Source organism: bacterium, assembly GCA_041649255.1.
GTDB lineage: Bacteria > Hydrothermota > UBA3073 > JACQXS01 > JAQTXJ01 > JAQTXJ01.
In genome coordinates this window covers 185,700-203,813 of record JBAZNK010000003.1, presented here as the reverse complement: position 1 = coordinate 203,813, position 18,114 = coordinate 185,700, and the positions used below count along the sequence as shown (strand labels likewise).

The 18,114-nt window shown below is 37.3% G+C and carries 15 protein-coding genes and 4 tRNA genes; 9 read left to right on the top strand and 10 right to left on the bottom strand.

Annotated elements, in window-relative coordinates; genetic code table 11:
• Positions 1-3 precede the first annotated feature (3 nt).
• Positions 4-627 carry a 30S ribosomal protein S4 gene (gene rpsD, locus WC614_03775; GenBank protein MFA5032117.1) on the top strand — a complete coding sequence of 208 codons (624 nt, stop codon included), beginning with the start codon at positions 4-6 and terminating at the stop codon, positions 625-627.
• A gap of 56 nt (positions 628-683) precedes the next feature.
• On the top strand, positions 684-2,102 hold the full coding sequence (gene gcvPB / locus WC614_03770) for an aminomethyl-transferring glycine dehydrogenase subunit GcvPB (protein ID MFA5032116.1): 1,419 nt from the start codon (positions 684-686) through the stop codon (positions 2,100-2,102).
• Positions 2,103-2,148: 46 nt separating this feature from the next.
• Here gcvPB and WC614_03765 read toward each other — a convergent pair.
• Together WC614_03765 and WC614_03760 are read right to left on the bottom strand one after the other, a co-directional pair.
• Positions 2,149-2,220: transfer RNA gene (locus WC614_03765), tRNA-Glu, on the bottom strand.
• A gap of 29 nt (positions 2,221-2,249) precedes the next feature.
• Positions 2,250-2,322, bottom strand: a tRNA-Lys gene (locus tag WC614_03760).
• A gap of 297 nt (positions 2,323-2,619) precedes the next feature.
• Here WC614_03760 and WC614_03755 point away from each other — a divergent pair.
• The 7 genes from WC614_03755 to WC614_03725 all read left to right on the top strand — a co-directional run bounded on the left by WC614_03755 (position 2,620) and on the right by WC614_03725 (position 12,967).
• Complete coding sequence (locus tag WC614_03755) at positions 2,620-5,016, top strand: S8/S53 family peptidase (GenBank protein ID MFA5032115.1); 2,397 nt, start codon at positions 2,620-2,622, stop codon at positions 5,014-5,016.
• Between the two features lie 302 nt (positions 5,017-5,318).
• The gene (locus WC614_03750; GenBank protein MFA5032114.1) at positions 5,319-6,218 is read left to right on the top strand and encodes a DUF4340 domain-containing protein; all 900 of its coding nucleotides are present in this window, start codon (positions 5,319-5,321) and stop codon (positions 6,216-6,218) included.
• 36 nt (positions 6,219-6,254) lie between these two features.
• Entirely contained in the window at positions 6,255-6,644 is a 390-nt protein-coding gene (locus WC614_03745) for a DUF2279 domain-containing protein (protein ID MFA5032113.1), read from the top strand.
• Positions 6,645-6,783: 139 nt separating this feature from the next.
• Positions 6,784-9,138 carry a TIGR03960 family B12-binding radical SAM protein gene (locus tag WC614_03740; GenBank protein ID MFA5032112.1) on the top strand — a complete coding sequence of 785 codons (2,355 nt, stop codon included), beginning with the start codon at positions 6,784-6,786 and terminating at the stop codon, positions 9,136-9,138.
• Between the two features lie 328 nt (positions 9,139-9,466).
• The gene (locus WC614_03735) at positions 9,467-10,384 is read left to right on the top strand and encodes an ORF6N domain-containing protein (protein ID MFA5032111.1); all 918 of its coding nucleotides are present in this window, start codon (positions 9,467-9,469) and stop codon (positions 10,382-10,384) included.
• A 98-nt stretch (positions 10,385-10,482) separates the two neighbouring features.
• Positions 10,483-11,631 (top strand): glycosyltransferase family 4 protein, encoded by a 1,149-nt coding sequence (locus WC614_03730; protein MFA5032110.1) that lies wholly within the window; start codon positions 10,483-10,485, stop codon positions 11,629-11,631.
• Positions 11,561-12,967 (top strand): FAD-binding oxidoreductase, encoded by a 1,407-nt coding sequence (locus WC614_03725; protein ID MFA5032109.1) that lies wholly within the window; start codon positions 11,561-11,563, stop codon positions 12,965-12,967. Before WC614_03730 ends, WC614_03725 begins: the two co-directional genes overlap by 71 nt.
• Here WC614_03725 and WC614_03720 read toward each other — a convergent pair.
• The 8 genes from WC614_03720 to WC614_03685 all read right to left on the bottom strand — a co-directional run bounded on the left by WC614_03720 (position 12,944) and on the right by WC614_03685 (position 17,722).
• Positions 12,944-14,089, bottom strand: a complete 1,146-nt coding sequence (locus WC614_03720) for a radical SAM protein (GenBank protein ID MFA5032108.1) — start codon at positions 14,087-14,089, stop codon at positions 12,944-12,946. The genes WC614_03725 and WC614_03720 overlap by 24 nt on opposite strands.
• A gap of 53 nt (positions 14,090-14,142) precedes the next feature.
• Positions 14,143-15,381, bottom strand: coding sequence for a pitrilysin family protein (locus tag WC614_03715; protein MFA5032107.1), 1,239 nt, complete (start codon positions 15,379-15,381; stop codon positions 14,143-14,145).
• 33 nt (positions 15,382-15,414) lie between these two features.
• Complete coding sequence (locus tag WC614_03710) at positions 15,415-15,696, bottom strand: acylphosphatase (protein ID MFA5032106.1); 282 nt, start codon at positions 15,694-15,696, stop codon at positions 15,415-15,417.
• Positions 15,696-16,181 carry a TIGR00725 family protein gene (locus tag WC614_03705; GenBank protein ID MFA5032105.1) on the bottom strand — a complete coding sequence of 162 codons (486 nt, stop codon included), beginning with the start codon at positions 16,179-16,181 and terminating at the stop codon, positions 15,696-15,698. Before WC614_03705 ends, WC614_03710 begins: the two co-directional genes overlap by 1 nt.
• 117 nt (positions 16,182-16,298) lie before the next feature.
• Positions 16,299-16,802: a hypothetical protein gene (locus tag WC614_03700; protein ID MFA5032104.1), complete on the bottom strand. Its 504-nt coding sequence runs from the start codon at positions 16,800-16,802 to the stop codon at positions 16,299-16,301.
• Between the two features lie 33 nt (positions 16,803-16,835).
• Positions 16,836-16,909 (bottom strand) — tRNA-Val (locus tag WC614_03695).
• 20 nt (positions 16,910-16,929) lie between these two features.
• Positions 16,930-17,001 (bottom strand) — tRNA-Gly (locus tag WC614_03690).
• Between the two features lie 97 nt (positions 17,002-17,098).
• Positions 17,099-17,722: a DedA family protein gene (locus WC614_03685; protein ID MFA5032103.1), complete on the bottom strand. Its 624-nt coding sequence runs from the start codon at positions 17,720-17,722 to the stop codon at positions 17,099-17,101.
• Between the last annotated feature and the right edge of the window lie 392 nt (positions 17,723-18,114).

Sequence of the window (18,114 nt, the reverse complement as noted above, 5' to 3'; positions counted from 1 at the left end):
TTTATGTCAAGATATACCGGACCAAAATGCAGGCTTTGCAGAAGAGAAGGGGAAAAATTATTTTTGAAAGGCCCCAGATGTCAAACCGAAAAATGCGCATTTGAAAGAAGGCAGACAACACCGGGATTACCCCCAAAGAAAAACGTAAGAAGATTATCCGAATACGGCATACATCTCAGAGAAAAACAGAAAGTAAAAAGAATGTATGGTTTACAGGAAAGACAATTCAGGGAATATTTTGAAATAGCCGCAAGCAAAAAAGGCGTTACCGGCGAGACATTATTACAAATGCTGGAAAGAAGACTCGATAATTTGGTTTACAGAATCGGTCTCGCAAGTTCAAGAAGAATGGCGAGAGAATTTATAACTCACGGACATTTTCTTGTGAACAACCATATAACTAACGTTCCGTCGTTTCTTGTCAAAAAAGGCGACGAAATAAAACTAAAAGAAAAATCAAAGAAATTAACGGCTATAGAAGAAGCACTGAAAGGCAAACAGGAAATACCGTTATGGCTATCCTTTGAACCTGCAGAATTTCGTGCAGTCGTGAAAGAACTACCTGAACGAAAAGATGCTCCTCAGGATATAAAAGAGAACTTAATTGTAGAACTTTATTCGAAGTAAAACATTGAGTTACTTAATTCGTTGTCAGTTTTTTTGTTCCTCGGAGGTGAAAAATTATGAGACTAAGCTTTGAACTATCAAAAAAAGGCAGAAAAGGCTATACTTTACCTGAGCTGGATACCCCAAAAACCGAAATCCCGGCAGAATATTTGCGAAAAAATTCTCCGAGATTACCGGAACTCGGCGAAGTAGACGTCGTAAGACATTTTATTAACCTGTCAAACCTTAATTATAACATAGACCGAAACTTCTATCCGCTGGGCTCCTGCACAATGAAATATAATCCAAAAATAAACGAATATACATCAAGAATACAGGGACTTAACGAAATACATCCCTTGCAGCCGGAATCCACGGTCCAAGGCGCCTTACAAATATTATTCGAACTTTCCGAATGGCTGAAAGAAATCAGCGGGATGAAAGAAGTGTCACTGCAACCAGTTGCGGGTGCGCATTCCGAGTTTACGGCACTGCTTGTCGTGAAAAAATATTTTGAAACAAAAGGCAAAAAAAGAACTAAAATACTAATACCGGATTCGGCTCACGGCACAAACCCCGCAAGCTCGGTAATCGCAGGATTCACACCCGTGCAGATACAATCCAATGCAAAAGGTATGATTGACCCCGCGGAACTGGAAAAAGTTATGGATGAAGATACGGCTTGCGTTATGTTCACAATGCCAAATACGCTCGGAATGTTTGAAAGCGATATTTCCGAACTTTGCGAAATAATTCATAGAAAAGGCGGACTGGTTTATATGGACGGCGCTAACCTGAACGCATTTTTAGGCATACTGAAACCTGCCGATATAGGCGTGGATATTATGCACTTTAATTTACATAAAACTTTCAGCACCCCGCACGGAACAGGCGGACCAGGCGGAGGTGGCGTGGGAGTCGTCGAAAAATTAAAAGATTTTTTGCCTGTGCCAAAAGTAATTAAAAAAGATAAAGGATTTGCGCTGGATTATAAATTCAAAAATTCTATCGGTAGAGTCCACGCATTTTATGGTAACTTCGGAGTCTGCGTAAAGGCTTATACTTATATCAAAATGCTCGGAGCAAAAGGACTAAGAAGAGCATCCGAAAATGCAATCATAAACGCAAATTATGTATTGGCAGGATTGAAAGATTATTACGATGCGCCATATCCTATACCCTGTATGCACGAATGTGTGCTCGCAGGAAAACATGGAACGAAAACACTGGATATCGCTAAAAGATTAATGGATTATGGAATGCATCCGCCCACTATCTATTTTCCTCTGATAGTTCACGAAGCTATAATGATAGAACCTACTGAAACGGAAAGTATTGACACGCTGAATGACTTTATAGAAACTTTAATCGCTATAGCTAAAGAGGCAGATACAAACCCTGATTTGCTGAAATCTGCACCTCATAATACTCCCGTAGGAAGATTGGATGAAGTGAAAGCGGCGAGGGATTTAAGCGTGAATTATTTTAACTCTTAATTTTACTTACGCAATACGGGAAAAATTAATCGGAAGTTTTTTAAAACGCCCCCAACGGGAGTTGAACCCGTGTTTTTACCTTGAAAGAGTAGTGTCCTAACCGCTAGACGATAGGGGCAAATTCAATCATTTTTCTTCTAAATTTTTTGAGCCGTGCTGGATTCGAACCAGCGACACCCGGATTAAAGATCCGGTGCTCTACCAACTGAGCTAACGGCCCATAAAATTTATTATTTTCTTTTATACTATAAATACCTTAATTGTCAAGTTAAGTTTTTTATGATTAAATAGATACTCCCCTTTCTCTTTAATATCATTTTATTATATGCAAAAAACGGTTTTGGAAAACAGTCCGGTTTGCTTTTTCTCGTTGTTTATTCTTAACGGTATTATTCCCATATAAAATTTAAGAATTTATTGTTTTTATTTCCTTGACAAAAAACAAAAAATTTAACATATACATAGGATATTATTAACAATTAAAAACATTTTTTAAAGTTTTTGTAGGGAGGTATGTATGTATTTATTTTTAGCTTTTCTTGCTCTTGTTCCTGCTACTTCAGCAGGAAGAGTTCCTATACTTCTGCCAAATAGAGAAATGAGTAATAACACTACAATACTATATCCGTCATCAAAAGGAACTACAGATACATTAATGCCAGATCTTTCTGCGCCTTTTGATGGTTTGCCTTCTGGCAATAGAGTGGAATTTGAAGCAACAAAAATTACTCCCGCATCCGCTTGTTCGGTAATTGCAGTTATGCATGGTGTAGGTGGGGCTGCTTTTGGATCAAAACCTTGCAGTGTTTTTGTATGGAGTGATGCAAGCGGGACCCCGGGGACGAAATTATCCGGAGTTTCTTATACCGCTACATATTCATCGGGAACATGGAACTGGAATACCGTTATGCTTCCTTCTCCATTATATTCAACGGGAGCTTTCTGGGTAGGTAATCGTGAATGGACAACTCCTGACCCAACAACTGTATTTGATCACACTACGACATCTGGCTATGTAGCCAAATGGAGCACTACAGGTTCTTCAGGATGGACAACTGATACATATGAACCTTGTCACGCGGTTGTAGTAAAATACCTTTCAACAGGAGCACCAAGTATAAACGTAACGCCTGCGTATGTGATATTCCAAATAGATAGCAACCCACCAAAATCATTTGCCTCAAAAGTTAATCCGCCGGCAATAACGGAAAATGATCCCAAATATTGGGAAAATATAGTTCCCGGAGAATTGCTTATCGGGTATAAAAATTCCGTAGATGCTAAAAAGGCATCTTTAAAAGAACTCGGACTTACACAGAAAGAAGTGACTTCCGTAAATAGAGACATCGGGTCTAATATTATTTATATTAAAACAACTGCAAATCTTGAACAGGAAAAAGCTCTTCTGAAATCACTGAAATCCCATTCTAACATTTCTTTTGTAGAACCAAACAGAGTAGGAGTACTTGAAGCAACCCCGAATGACCCGTTATTTGGGACATATCAATGGGATAAAGTAAGTATGAATTGCCCCGCAGCTTGGGATTATGGGGTCGGGAACACAAGTATCTCAATAGGTATTATTGATTGTGGCATAGATTACACACACGAAGATTTAGTTGACAGATTTACTACTACAAAAGGATATGACTATGTAAGTGGCGATAATGACCCGGCGCCGGGAACCGGGGAACAACACGGAACTGCCTGTGCCGGTATCGCAGCTGCTACAATTAATAATAGCAAAGGAATCGCAGGTGTGGCAAATGCAAGACTTTATGCGCTCAGAGCGGCAACAACTGGTGTGGATGTAGCTAAAGTCGCACAATCTATTCAATGGTGTATAGATAACGGAGTAAAAATAATATCTATGAGCTTAAGCTTTGATAACAGTGATGCAACGCTTCAGACAAAATGTGACGCAGCGTGGACCGCAGGAATTATTCTTTTTGCTGCAAGCGGAAACAATGGTCAGGAAGTAACCAGATACCCGGCAGGATATAGTTCAGTTATAGCCGTTGGTTCAATAGATACGTTTAGCGCCCGTTCTTCTTTCAGCAATTATGGTTCTTACTTAGACCTTGTTGCACCAGGGGGTACACATGCAGGTGGAGCACAAACCCAAGATATTGCATGTCCTATACCGGGGAATCAATACACAACGGGATACGGGACTTCATTTGCCACTCCTAACGCCGCAGGTGCCGCTGCTCTTATATGGTCATTAAAATCGTCTCTCACAAACCAGCAATTAAGAACTTTAATGGAAAATACCGCAACCGACCTCGGAACTGCCGGTTGGGATAAACAGTATGGTAACGGGAAAGTAAATATCGCTGCCGCACTGGCTGGGGGAACAATAGCCCCAGATACCGGGATAATTAATGTCCAGAATCAAGGTGGCGCAACCGCTGATCTTGATGTTTCCAACATTACTTATAAATCATCGTGGGTTCAGTCCGTAAGTCCTAAAACCTTTACTGTCAGTGTAGGATCCTCCCAAGCGGTTACAATTATCGTTCAAGGCTCCTTGCATACAGGTTATTATTATGATACTTTGTCTATTATATCTAACGATACTCACAACCCATATAAAGTGCCTTTAATACTCAGAGTGGGCGATGTTGGAATAGAAGAATCCGAAGCTTCCATACAGAGATTTGATTTTAAAGTTTCTCCCAATCCAACGTCTAAATTCGTATTCGTAAATTTCAACATTCCTGCAAGCAGTAATGTCACATTGAAACTCTACGATGCAACAGGAAGAATGGTGAAAACTATCGTTGATAATTCCAAATTCTCAGGCGATTATAATGCAAAAATCAGCACGTCCGGTCTATCTTCCGGAATCTATTTCGTTTCATTAAAAGCAGGAGATACTCGAATATCAAAGAAAGTTACTTTAATCCAATGACGATTTAAGAAATTAATATTGAACAGAAAGGGGTGAGATTTTCTCACCCCTTTCTGTTTGTAAATCCTTGTCTAAAAAAATTCTTTCTCTGTGGTCTCTTGTGTAAAACTCTCTTCTATTTGTTAGTTTTTTAACCCTGAAACTTTTTTTATTCTTTGCGTTCTTTGCGTCTCTGCGGTGATAATCTTGTATTTGTTTTTGCTGCTCTTGTATACCATTTTGTTTTTCATGTTATCAACCAAAGCATGAAAGACCCCATTTTCCACTTGACAAAATTCATATAATTGTTAAATTGCCATACGATGAAATCTATAAAGAGTTTATTTTTAATACTTCTGTTATTAGTAGTTGTCGGCGGAATTTACTTTTTAATGCAAAAAGCAAATTCCATATTAAAAACCCCGTTCAAGAACAAAGAAATTACCCAAATAGAAATCCAAGCAACGGATACCCTTTGCAGGTTTGAAAAAATTGATAATAAATGGGAACTTGTTTCCCCTGTTAAATATCCTATGGATACTATGTTGTTTAGTAGATTCTTTGATGGACTCTCGAAATTAGAAATAGGGCAAATAGTTTCTTCAAGAAAAGAAAGACACCAGGAATTTGAAGTAGGCGACAATGGAATAAAAATTACGGCTTGGACCGGGAAAACCCCATTTACTTTTATACTTGGTAAACAATCGCCGGATTTCATAAATTCGTATCTTAGATTCCCGGATAAAAATGAAGTTTACTTCGCCAAGGGACTAATCAAATGGATGGTTAACAGGAGCTCTGACGAATGGCGGGATTCTTATATATTAGCATTTCCCCCTCAGGAACTTAGTAAAATAATAGTAAAAGATAAAGAAATAATATGCACTGATACACTCTGGACTTGTAATAACAAACCTGCCAATAAAGATAAAATGAATGATGCAAAAAATACTTTCTCCAATTTAAGAGCTGACGGCTTCTCAAAGGAACCGTTTCAGCCTGATTTTACAATAAAACTCTTCTTGAGCAGCGGGGATAGAATATTGAATATCGGTAAAAAAATAAATGACAAGTATCAATTAACGTTAGATACAAATCCGATCGTATTCCTTATAAGTGACCTTAAAATACAAAAACTGAACGATATTATATTCCCTCCGAAACCTGAACCAAAACCAAAAGTCAAGTCGATAAAAGCCCCTAATATTAAAGTTGCAAAATAGCTTGGCTTTCATTTTGTAAGATTCAAAAAGATTAATATGTTAATATTGCTTTTTACTTTATTGGCAGGGAAATCTGATTCAACGGTAACCATACCGGATTCTCTCCAGCTTAATTACCAGCAAAAACAAGGTTATTTTGAAGACAACGGTTATCTTGAAGATTATGAAGATGAATGGCTTGGACTAGATAAGTTTCATCATTTTTCTTATAGCCTCGGAACTACTGCTCTTATTTTTCATGTTTACCATTGCCAGTTAAATAATCCTACCCCGGGTGCACAAATGTTATCTATTTCAACTACAGCTTTATTTGGCATAAGCAAAGAATTATACGACAAATTTTGCAAAAAAACCCTCTTCAGTTACAAAGATTTAACTTTTGATGTGCTTGGCATTACCACCGCAGTACTGTTCTTCGCTCACTAAGTTCTATCATATAATATATTTGTTTCTACCATCCACTTGCTAATCCACATTAAATGGATTATTTTCGTTGTTTAGTATAAATAACAAATCGAAGAAAAAACTTGATTTTATTCTAAAATACTACATACTTCTGGATTAAATGTTGAATAATTATCTGCCCCACTTAAGCAAACCTCTTCGCTACGCAAATAACGAATTGAACGCTACTCATAAATCATGGGATACCACATTGGTTAAATTCGCTTTATGTTATCCCGACTTATACGAAATCGGTATGAGTTATTCGGGATTACAAGTCTTATACCACTTACTTAATATGGATAAAGACGTTCTTTGTGAGCGTACATTTGCCCCTGCACCGGATGCGGAAATCTGTCTCCGAACAAATAACATTCCCATTACAAGCATCGAATCCCAAACTCCAATCAAAGATTTTGATTGCCTCGGTTTTTCTCTGCAATACGAACTTACCTATACGAACGTCCTTAATATACTTGAGCTCTCTCATATTCCCATTCATCGAGAAGAAAGGAAAGAATCTCATCCGCTTGTCATTGCGGGCGGGCCCGGAACATTTAATCCTGCTCCGTTATCGGCATTCTTTGACGCTTTTTTTATAGGAGAAATAGAACCCATATTGCCCGAATTTCTTGACCTCCTGAAAAAATCTAAAACTCATAAATTAAAGAAAACAGAATTACTTAAAGAACTGTCAAAAATAAACGGGATATTCGTTCCCGGGATGAACAGTTATGCCAAAAATCAGTATGCCCTAGACCTCAAGAAAGAATGGTTCCCATCCTGTCCTATATTGCCATTTCTTGCCATAGAGCGGGATGCGCTTGTCGTCGAAACTGCCCGCGGATGCATAAAAGGTTGCAGGTTTTGCCAGCCCGGTATGACAAGAAGACCTTACAGGGAAAGAAAAGCAAAAGACATATTGGAACTTATAAAAGAAGGAGTTAAAAATACGGGATACACGGACATATCTTTGCTTTCCCTCAATGTAACGGAACATTCGGAAATAATAGAAATCATTAAAGAAATAAAACAAATGAACCTTAATCCGGTTTTGCCTTCCCTCCCTGCTTCTGCTTTTTCATCCGAACTTATTTCCCTGCTCCCGAATCACGGGTTTACTATAGTCCCCGAAGCCGGGACGGAAAGTCTGAGAAACGTCTTAAACAAAGACCTGACAGATTCCCAGATTCTTGAATTCTGTGAAAACGCAACAAAACATAAAACTACTCACATTAAACTATATTATATGATTGGTTTGCCAAAAGAACAACCGTCGGATATAGACGGGATAGTAAGCCTTACAAACAAAATTACAAAGGTTTTCAGGAATCAAATTAATATTTCTATATCTCCTTTTGTTCCAAAATCGCACACTCCTTTTCAATGGGAAGCGCAAGAAAGCCCGTCAACAATGGAAGATAAAGCGCGATATCTTAAAAATAATATCCGGGGAAGAATAAAACTTAATTACAGGGACCCCAGGATATCACTGCTGGAAGGAATAATTGCGCGCGGGGACGAAAAAGCCTCCCAGATTATAGAATACGCATACAAAGCAGGAGCGAAATTCGATGCATGGACGGAATACTTTAATTTTAATTGCTGGGAACAAGCTTTTGAAAAAACGGGTATATCCCCGGAAACTTATCTGCAAGAAAGAGATGAGAATATTCCTTTGCCATGGGACTATATAGATTCGGGCGTTACAAAAGAATATCTTCTGGAAGAACGTCACAAAGCAACCTTAACAAGTGATTGCAGAAAAGAATGTTCCAATTGTGGAGTCTGCGTCTCAACTTACACAATCCCGACAAGAAAAGAAATGCCCCAAAACGATGTCAATTTTGGCAGAACAAAAAAAACCGTTTCTTCTTTCTCTGCCGGAAAAGTAAGGATACGCGTTAAATATGCAAAGCAGGAAAAACTGAAATTTCTTGGACATTTAGACCTTGTCCGAGCCATCACAAGAGCAATAGAAAGAGCCGAGTTGCCTGTTATCTATTCTCAGGGTTTTGTGAAACGGCCTCAAATATCTTTTTCCGCGCCGTTGCCTTTCGGATTGACATCACAGGAAGAATATTTTGACGTATTACTTGAAAATTCTCCATCACCGAAAGATATACTATCCAAATTGGAACAATCTATGCCCATAGGTTTGAAGATATTGGAAGTCTTGAAAGTAATGGATAATTCTTTGCCGTTGTTTGAAGAATTCAAAAAATCAAAATACTTGGTTGATAATATAACATTAGATAAAACACAAATAGATGAGTTTATGGAAAAAAATGAAATTATTGTAAATGATTTGAATTTGAGAGACTTCGTTTTGGAAATAGAATATGAAAAAGATACTCTTTCTTTACTAATGCGTATAGGCAAAATAAAACCGTATCATGTAATTGCGAACCTTCTTGGCATTTCCGAAGACAAAGCCCTTGACTTTAATATTGAAAGAATAAAACTGGAGAAGTAAATATTGTTAACATAGTTTTTATCGTTACTAAAGGGTAGGTTGAAGCCTCGGCTTCAATCCGCCTCGGGCGGAAGAGCAGATGCTCTCATCTACCCACTTTATAATTTATGACATTTCAACATTTACAAATTAGGGACATCGGACTATTAAATTAACATAAATAATCCCTATCCCAATATCCCTCTTTTCCATTTTTCCTTTTTATACTCATTTCTACTGACAGATATCTCACAAAATCACTTTCCCCTTGACATTATTCTGTAATCTGTTACCAATTTGGTGTTTCCATTTCGAGTAAAAAATAAATAATTTTGGGATTGAAAGAAGAATGATGGAGATTGTTAAACAAGACATTATTGAAAAAAAGGTATTTGTGATTAGGGGACTAAATGTAATGTTAGATAGGGACCTTGCCGAACTTTATGGCGTAAAAACAAAATCACTTAATCTTGCAGTGAAAAGAAATATAGATAGATTTCCGTATGATTTTATGTTTCAATTAACCAAAGAAGAGTTTATTAACTTGAGGTTTCAATTTGAAACCTCAAGATGGGGTGGGAGTAGATACCTACCTTATGTATTTACTGAACAGGGTGTTGCTATGCTTTCTAGTGTTCTTAACAGTAAAAGAGCGATACAAGTAAATATCAGTATAATGCGGGTATTTGTTAATATCAGAAAATTGGTTTCTGCAAATAAAGGGATACTTAACAAGTTGAATCAGTTGGAATATAAAGTCCATTCACATGATAAGAAAATAAAAACAATTTTTGAAGTTATCTATAGACCACCGGATACCAAATTACTGTCCCCAGAAAAACCATTTTCAAATAAAAAAACAGTTAGAGATATTATTAATTCTTGCGAAAAATATATTTATTGGGTAGATAAATATTTTTCAAGGGCAGGGTTAGATTGGTTATCGGATTCACTTAATACCGGTAAAGTAAAAAATATTAAAATTCTGATGTCGCCAGAGAAGGTGAATGACAAATTCAAATCTTTGTATAAAGATTTAAAAGAGGAACTCATAAATAATGGTGTAAAATGTGAATTACGTGTCATAGTTGATAATAAATTAAAAGCGGATATTCACGATAGATGGATTATTTCAGAAAATCTATGCTATAATATGCCGTCAACTGATACTGTTGTTAGAGGGCAATATAGTGAAGTAAAAAGGACAGTAAATTTTCCGCCATTTGATGAATGGTGGAATAAAAGTAAAGATATTTATAAAGTATGAATGTCAGATTGACCAGCTGGCATATAACACAAAATTATGAACAGCATCTATTAAATTAACATAGATAAACCCTATCCTAATTTTCCTCTTTTAGAGAAATGAATAAAAAAATAAAAATCTGTATGGTAGTTTACGCTTATTACCCCTGGGATGAATCAAGAGTCCAGAGAGAAGCAATTGCATTAACAAAAATGGGACATACCGTTGATGTCATTTGTTTGAGGAAAAATAACGAACCAATAACAGGCAACGAAAACGGAGTAACTTTCTATCGCCTTCCTATGAGAAGACATTACAGCAAAAAAATATTGGTTCAACTTACGGATTATTGCTTTTTTGGCGTTCTCGTTTTTCTACGGCTTCTTAGAAAAGGTTGTAACTATAAAATTATCCATTTCCATACTCCCCCGGATATGCTTATCCTTGCAGGCATTGTCCCAAAATTGTGCGGCAAGAAAATAATCCTCGATATTCACGATTTGCAACCCGAACTTTATACTGCGAAAGTTTCAAAAGGGTTGATAGTGGATGTATTAACCATAAGCGAAAAGCTTTCCTGCAGATTTGCCAATAACGTTATAACGGTAACGGATATCTGGAGAAATAGACTCATTAAAAGAGGAGTTCCCGCGCAAAAATGCGACGTCATAATGAATCTTCCCGATGAAAAAGTTTTCTATCTAAGGCCTAAACAAAAAGATGATTTTTATAACATTGTTTATCACGGGACACTGGTAAAACGATACGGCGTTGATGTTATTATAAAAGCTATTCCCATTGTAAAAACTGCTATCCCCGAAATAAAATTACATATTATAGGAGACGGCGAAGAGCTAAACAACCTTATAAGTTTAGCATCAAAGTTAGACATTGCAGACAAAGTATATTTTAGTAAAAAATTTGTAACCGTAGATGAATTACCCGATATACTTTCCAAAATGAGCACGGGAATTGTTCCGAACCGCGCAGATTGTTTCACAAAAGAAGTATTAAATACCAAACTTCTTGAATATGCCGCAATGAATATTCCCATAATTGCAAGTTCTACGATAGGCATAAGAACTTATTTTGATAAAGATTCCATACTATTTTTTACTCCGGGAAACGAAAAAGAACTTGCAGAAAAGATTATTTCTCTTTACAATAATCCGAACAAAGCTAAGGAGTTAGCAGCTAATGCAGAAAAAATATTCAAAAAACACAATTGGAGAGCAGAATCTCAAAAGCTTAGAAAATATTGTAGGTAAAGACAACGTATTAGTTCTGCCCGAAGATTGCGAGAAATATTCTCACGATGAAACGGTTGGATTATCTGCATTCCCCGATGTTGTAGTAAAACCCGGTTGTGCAAAAGAGATACAGGAAATAATGTATCTTGCGAACAAAGAAAAAATTCCAGTCACCCCTCGTGGAACCGGAACGGGGTTATCGGGCGGCGCCATTCCTAAATGCGGTGGGATTGTTTTATCCCTTGAAAGACTTAATAAAATCATAGAAATAGACACAGAAAATATGATGGCAATCGTAGAACCGTGTGTTATAAATGCCGACCTCGGCAAAGAAGCCAATAAATACGATTTGTTTTATCCGCCGGACCCTGCGTCCCTTGACTCGTGCAGTATCGGCGGAAACATTGCAGAATGTGCAGGCGGGGCAAGAACGCTAAAATACGGAACGACAAAAAATTATGTGACGGGTTTGAATGCAGTAATTCCAACGGGAGAGATAATAACCTGCGGCGGGAAATTAGTAAAAAACGTCGTTGGGTATAACCTGATGGATTTGATTCTGGGCTCGGAAGGAACTCTTGCAATCATAACTCAGGCCACATTACGATTGCTTCCTTTGCCAAAAGAAAGAGTCATACTTTTAATTCCGTACAAAGACATAGAAAGCGCAGCGAACTCTGCATTCGCTATGTTTCGTCAAAAAATACTTCCTTCTGCAATTGAGTTTGCGGAAAAATCTGCCATTGAAGCGGCGGAAATATTCCTGAAAAGAAAATTGCCTTACAGAGAAGCAGAAGCGCAGTTGTTCATAGAACTTGATGGAGAATATAAAGAACAATTGGAAAAAGAATATAACACAATAGGTGATATTGCTTTAAGTACAGGTGCAATAGACGTAATCGTATCAACGGGCAAATTAGAACAGGAAAAAATATGGGAAGCAAGAAGATGCATTTCCGATGCGCTTAAAGAAAAGTATAAACTAAAAGTAAGTGAAGACGTAATTGTTCCAAGAAATAAAATACCTGCATTGTTAAAAGGAATAAAAGAAATAGAAAAAAAACATTCCGTAACTATAATAAGTTTCGGGCATATAGGTGATGGAAACGTTCATACAAATATACTTAGTGAAATAGAAGACCCTCAATGGAAGAAGAAATGTCCGTTAATCATCAGAGAATTATTTGAACTCGTTATAAAACTTGGCGGGACAATTTCTGCAGAACACGGTATAGGTTTAGCAAAACAACCTTACATCAATATGGCTCTCGACAACACGCAGATTGCCCTTATGAAAAACATAAAAAAAGTCTTTGACCCGAATAATATATTAAATCCGGGGAAGATTTTTTGACATTAACTCTTTTAGTTTATACGGATACTCCTGAAAAGGCATTTTCCCGGTTACCGCGCATAAAGGTTTTTGAACATCGGGACAGCTTCTTATACAGTCCGCCGAACAGTTTATAGGTTGGAATTCTCCGTTAACCCCTTTAATATGAACAAAATTATTTGGCATTGCTTCACAGGTTTTAATATTCTGTGAATCATATTTGTTCGGCAATTCAAGACATACCGCATAAGTTAACCCGCTTTTTTCGGCAGCGGTTTTTAATATGGAATGAAACTTTATACGCGTGGATAATGATGTCATAAAACGTTTATTCGATGGGTAAGTGTTTAATGCATTTGCCTTGAATCCATAAAATCCTTCTATTAAAGGAATGGAATTCCGCCATTGTGAATTTTCCAACGCATTAACTAATCTGCCCATAGACAACACATTATAATATCCGAGTGAACCTATTATATGTTTTGCTCCCGCAGAAGCAAGTTGTTTTATGTTCTCACATACCTCCTCTATACCAATAAAACCTAATATTGTCGGGTCGGTTCTGCCGACAACCGGTACGCCGGCATTCGTTAATTCTTTTATTGCGCTTAATCTATCGGTGATTTTAGATGCGCCGGGGGAGGTAATTTTCTGTTTCTCTTCCGTTGCCTCAACCGTAATTGCAATGTACCAGTACGGGTATTTTTTTAACTCCGGTATTTCTTTCAATAACTCCAGTGCTCCGTCTGCGGATTTAGTTATAATCCTAAAACTTAACTTATATTTCATAAGCAATTTCACTATATCAAACGTAATCTTCCGTATTTCGGGAACGGGTTGCAGGGCGTCGCTTACCTGAGAGATATAAAATGGCGGCAATATACTTGCCTGATTTATCTCCGATTCCAATTTGGGAATTAAATTTTTATAAACGATTAGCTTGTTTTCTCCGCCTGAGGCGGATGACCATGGGTATGCTCGTGCATAGCACATCGGGCAATTATGAACACAAGCGCCTGAATGCGTAATTGAGATAAGAGCAGTATGCGGGCATTTACGATTTGCCTTTTTATAAGGGAAATCGTGAATAATCGCACCTTTCAAATCCCTGAATTCTAGCTCCGCCAGGGCGGAATGTTTCATCTCCATATCTAGCAAGTAGAAACGAGGGATTTCTCCTGTCCTCCAATACAATACTACTTTTGATTTAGCGGACCTACTTTTGAGATGGCATAAATTTCAGGAATAAGGTATTTATCCGCAATAGATAAAACATCATCCGCGCTTACTTTATCAATGTTCCTTATCGTTTCTTCCGGAGACACATATTTACCAAGATGCATTTCATTGGTTAATAAGCTCGCAACTCTTGAAGATGTAGATTCTAAACTTAACATCAGGTTCCCTTTTAACTGTCCTTTAGTTCTGATAAGTTCTTTCTTTTCCAATCCATTTTTCCTGAGCTGGTCAAATTCATCCCACACGCAATCAATCGCTTTGTTCACATTTTTAGGGTCAGTAACAAGATACGTTCCGAATATTCCCGTATCACTAAAAAGTTCAAGAAAAGATAATGCTTCATAAACCAGACCTTCTTTTTCACGTAATCTCTGGAATAATCTTGAACTCATTCCCCCGCCCATAATAGTAGTCAGGATTGACCACGCATACCTATCTTTATTTTTGTATTCTATGCTTTTAGTCCCCATAGCCAGATGAATCTGTGAAATATCTTTCTTCTCTAATTGTCTGATTTTTGAGGATAGTTTTTTCGGTAAAACATTATTTCTTGCAGATAAAGTTTCTTTGGAAAATTTCAGTGTTTTGGATACAAGTTCGGCAAAATTCTTATGTTGTATTGCACCGGATGCAACTGCTATAATCCCGGGAGCTTTGTAATGAGAGTTCCGAAACTTTAAAATATCTTCCTGCGAAAACCTTTTTACATTATCCTCAGACCCTGCAATTGAACGGGCAAATGGATGAGAGTCAAATAATAATTGCGATAGTATATGTAACGCCTGCTCGGATGGGGAATCGTTAAAACTTTTAATTTCTTCAAGTATAACATTTCTTTCCAGTTCTATCTGGTCGGACTCAAATTTGGCATTTTTCACTATATCCGAAAGAATATCCCATACAAATTCAAAATGCTCATCCATACATCTTGCATAAAAATATGTGAACTCGTGCGCCGTAAAACCATTCAGTTCGCCGCCAATAGAATCTACCTGTATTGCAATATCTTTCGCCGTTCTTTTACGAGTTCCCTTAAAAATAAGATGTTCTATCATATGAGAGATGCCGCTTTCGGAATCCGTTTCATCCCGAGCTCCCTGGACAATACATACTCCAAGACACACGGAACGGACATTTTCAATTCTTTCGGTAACCACTCTCAGTCCATTTGGTAAAACAGTTTTAGAGTAACTCATAATTTTTATCTCCTTTTGTTTACTGTTAGCAATTTATTCAAAATCTATTATTTGAAAACTCGGGAATTCACCCTTGTATTCCATCCAATTTACTTTCGTTCCTTTAACATCTGCCGATGTCGGACCGACCTGTAATATTTTTATAAGCTCTTCTATCAAACCTCTTTCCCCTTCTACGAGCACCTCTACCCTATCATCATACAAGTTTCTTGTCCACCCAGTCAATCCTAGATTCCTCGCATTAACTTGCGTAAAACTTCTATAGCATACTCCCTGGACCAAACCATCTACGAATATATTAGCTCGAATTAACATTAAATAATAGGTTCTTTTAATATATGCACTCGTTCGTTTGCTATTTTTACCGCCAACGTAACTGCCTCGGAAGGATTAGTAACTCTTTGTATGGGGACATCGATTTCCCATGTGTTTAATCCTACAACGGGAACTTCAAGTATATTGGCAAAAGCAATTTCGGACAAAGTTCCTTCTCTTCCGTCTACTGCAATAACAACATCGCTTGACCTTATGATTATTATATTTCTTGCAAGCCCCATTCCGGTAACGATTGGTATGTCTACCCATTTATTGGCTTCGTTTTTCGTCCTTCCCGGCAGAACTCCTATGGTAATACCGTTTTCGCTTTTTGCGCCCCTGCAAACGGCTTCCATAACTCCGGTAAGACCGCCGCATATAACTATATTTTTACTTTTAGCAATATCCCTGCCGACTTCATAAGCCATTTCATAAATATCTTCGTTGCAAACTGCTCCCCCAATAACCCCGATAATTTTAGTCATCGCGCCTCCAAATTTTCCATACCGTTACAAATCTAATTTAATATTGTAACCCCCAAACTAAAACCCATTTGAATTCTAAATATCGCAGTATAAAAGCTTATACTCCAAACAGGAACATTACTCTTCCGAGTTAAGAACAAAAACTTTTATTTCACCGGAAGGTAATTTGTCTGCAAGCGGTTTTCCCGTATTATCAAACCCCACTATCCCATAAGAAGACGGGAAAGAATCGGCAGGCGCAATATAATAACCATAAGCTAATCCGCCAATCATCCCTTTTAAGCTTGCATTCTGTCCATCCGAACTAAAATTACTTGTTTCCGTTCTTAAATCATATTCAAAAACCTGTATATCGCTAGTTGTAATAGGTTTTTGTGTATATGAATTCACCGGTGGAGTATAAAACTTTTCAATTTCAGAAAGATCTTTTGGAAATCTCCCATTATTATATGCTGCATAATTTTCAACGGCTGCCTGTAAAGAATAAGCGGATACCGTTATCATATATCTTTGCTTTATTTCTATTTTTTCTTTATACTGTGGATAGGCAAGCAAAAAAACCAACAAACAAGCAGATAAAAAAATCCCGATTTCCAGATACGGAGAATATTTATTTTTCATTTCCCTTTCCTCCTTACATACAAAAATTTCATTTGGGCGCTGTAGGATTCGAACCCACGGCCTTCTGCACGTCAAGCAGACGCTCTAACCAACTGAGCTAAGCGCCCCCCATAAATAATACTCTTTTAGCGGGCGATGGGACTCGAACCCACGATATCCAGCTTGGGAAGCTGGCGTTCTACCACTGAACTACACCCGCGCACGAAATTAATTATTGAATATAATATCTTTTTTAGGTAAGTCAAGTTTTTTGAAGTTTTATGGATGATGGATTTGAAAAGTATACAAGTAAATAATTACCTTCTCTTCAGTATTTCAATTACCGGTGGGACAAAAGAAATAAAAACAATTAAATATATTATGCCTGACAAGTGATTTTGAACAAATGGGATTCCTCCGAAAAAATATCCTCCGAACAAAAAGAATGCAACCCATACAACCCCGCCAATTACATTAAAACTCTGGAATTTTGCATAATTCATCTTTCCAATCCCCGCAACAAACGGAGCAAATGTCCTTATAATTGGCATAAATCTCGTAATGATAATTATTATTCCCCCATGCTTTCTATAAAATTCCTTTGTCTTTTCAAGGTAATCCTTCCTGAATAAAGGGTTTTTCGCAAAGACTTTCTCCCCAAAATAATTTCCTATCCAGTAATTGACCGTATTTCCAAGAATTGCTGCAAGCGTCAGAACAAAGAAAAGTAGAAACACGTTTATGGACCCTTTAGCTGCAATAGTTCCTATCACAAAAATCAAAGAATCTCCCGGAAGGAACGGTGTAATTACCAGTCCGGTTTCACAAAATATTACAAGAAAAAGGAAAAGATATGAAAGCGTTCCGTAATTATGAACAATAACTCCAAGATATTTATCTATGTGAAGTAAAAAATCAATTACATTTTTAATGATTTCCATATTCCATCCTCACCGCCCACCGCCACAGCTGGATCTCCGACAAGGCGGGATGTTCCACATTTTATATAAACGAATGTGGCAAGTTTTACAGGAATATTCTATAGTGTCAAGTTTTTTGTTTCGAGAGCTTCCCCCCTTTCTTTATTTTAACTCTGTGTCCTATTTTGTGAGAATTCTCTTATCTGTTCTTTATTTTAATCTCCTCCAATCTTAGCAAGCCCTTAGAGCTTTAGCTCTTATTAGAAGCTCTTAAATTTGTTTTGTAGAGCCTCTTCGGAGTCTTTTACTGGAGGGATTTCTATCACGCAAAGCGAGGCTTTAAATCCCTGTTGAAAACAAATCTATTCTTTTTTTGTGTTTTTATCTGTGTTTATCATTGGCAATATTATCTG

What these genes read in the sequence shown, in the direction of transcription:
- WC614_03730 (MFA5032110.1), top strand. Translation starts at nt 10,483, where the DNA reads ATGAATAAAAAAATAAAAATCTGTATGGTAGTTTACGCTTATTACCCC.
- WC614_03710 (MFA5032106.1), bottom strand. Translation starts at nt 15,696, where the DNA reads ATGTTAATTCGAGCTAATATATTCGTAGATGGTTTGGTCCAGGGAGTA.
- WC614_03750 (MFA5032114.1), top strand. Translation starts at nt 5,319, where the DNA reads ATGAAATCTATAAAGAGTTTATTTTTAATACTTCTGTTATTAGTAGTT.
- WC614_03735 (MFA5032111.1), top strand. Translation starts at nt 9,467, where the DNA reads ATGATGGAGATTGTTAAACAAGACATTATTGAAAAAAAGGTATTTGTG.
- WC614_03685 (MFA5032103.1), bottom strand. Translation starts at nt 17,722, where the DNA reads ATGGAAATCATTAAAAATGTAATTGATTTTTTACTTCACATAGATAAA.
- WC614_03700 (MFA5032104.1), bottom strand. Translation starts at nt 16,802, where the DNA reads ATGAAAAATAAATATTCTCCGTATCTGGAAATCGGGATTTTTTTATCT.
- rpsD (MFA5032117.1), top strand. Translation starts at nt 4, where the DNA reads ATGTCAAGATATACCGGACCAAAATGCAGGCTTTGCAGAAGAGAAGGG.
- WC614_03715 (MFA5032107.1), bottom strand. Translation starts at nt 15,381, where the DNA reads ATGAGTTACTCTAAAACTGTTTTACCAAATGGACTGAGAGTGGTTACC.
- WC614_03705 (MFA5032105.1), bottom strand. Translation starts at nt 16,181, where the DNA reads ATGACTAAAATTATCGGGGTTATTGGGGGAGCAGTTTGCAACGAAGAT.
- WC614_03740 (MFA5032112.1), top strand. Translation starts at nt 6,784, where the DNA reads ATGTTGAATAATTATCTGCCCCACTTAAGCAAACCTCTTCGCTACGCA.
- WC614_03725 (MFA5032109.1), top strand. Translation starts at nt 11,561, where the DNA reads ATGCAGAAAAAATATTCAAAAAACACAATTGGAGAGCAGAATCTCAAA.
- gcvPB (MFA5032116.1), top strand. Translation starts at nt 684, where the DNA reads ATGAGACTAAGCTTTGAACTATCAAAAAAAGGCAGAAAAGGCTATACT.
- WC614_03755 (MFA5032115.1), top strand. Translation starts at nt 2,620, where the DNA reads ATGTATTTATTTTTAGCTTTTCTTGCTCTTGTTCCTGCTACTTCAGCA.
- WC614_03745 (MFA5032113.1), top strand. Translation starts at nt 6,255, where the DNA reads ATGTTAATATTGCTTTTTACTTTATTGGCAGGGAAATCTGATTCAACG.
- WC614_03720 (MFA5032108.1), bottom strand. Translation starts at nt 14,089, where the DNA reads ATGAAACATTCCGCCCTGGCGGAGCTAGAATTCAGGGATTTGAAAGGT.